This is a genomic window from Limosilactobacillus vaginalis DSM 5837 = ATCC 49540 (genome assembly GCF_000159435.1).
GTDB lineage: Bacteria > Bacillota > Bacilli > Lactobacillales > Lactobacillaceae > Limosilactobacillus > Limosilactobacillus vaginalis.
Genome location: NZ_GG693442.1, coordinates 1 through 519 on the forward strand (window position 1 = coordinate 1; position 519 = coordinate 519).

Below are 519 nucleotides of genomic sequence, written 5' to 3' on the forward strand. Positions count from 1 at the left end.
CACAGTGTCACTTTTAATGATATAAAAAACATTGTATAATTATAACTATAGTGGTGAGTTTCTGATAAAGAATTAGCTCTAAAAGGAGGCTTCTTATTTAATGGTTACACTTTACACGTCTCCAAGTTGTACTTCATGTCGCAAGGCTAAGGCATGGTTACAAGAAAATGGAATTCCTTTTAAAGAACGGAATATTTTTTCTGAACCGCTGAATATCGATGAAATCAAGAACATATTACGAATGACAGAGGACGGTACAGAAGATATTATTTCCAAGCGTTCTAAAGCTTATTCAAAATTAAATGTTGATTTGGATGAGTTACCGATGAAGCAATTGTATAAATTGATCAGTAAGAATCCAGGGTTACTACGGCGACCAATTATTGTTGATGAAAAACGGCTTCAGGTTGGTTATAATGAAGATGAAATTCGTCGTTTTCTTCCTCGTCAGGTCCGTGAATTAGAATTAGCTGAAGCTGAACGAAAGGCTAATATGATTTAAAATTAGTGAATAAGGTG

The 519-nt window shown here is 34.1% G+C and carries 1 protein-coding gene; it reads left to right on the forward strand.

All coding sequences use genetic code 11. The features are described 5' to 3' along the window. The first annotated feature begins 100 nt into the window (after positions 1 to 100). The gene (spxA, locus tag HMPREF0549_RS08915; RefSeq protein WP_003717976.1) at positions 101 to 502 is read left to right on the forward strand and encodes a transcriptional regulator SpxA; all 402 of its coding nucleotides are present in this window, start codon (positions 101 to 103) and stop codon (positions 500 to 502) included. Positions 503 to 519: the final 17 nt, after the last annotated feature.

Excerpts from the sequence above, each read along its gene's own strand:
- spxA (WP_003717976.1), top strand. The coding sequence starts at position 101 with ATGGTTACACTTTACACGTCTCCAAGTTGTACTTCATGTCGCAAGGCT.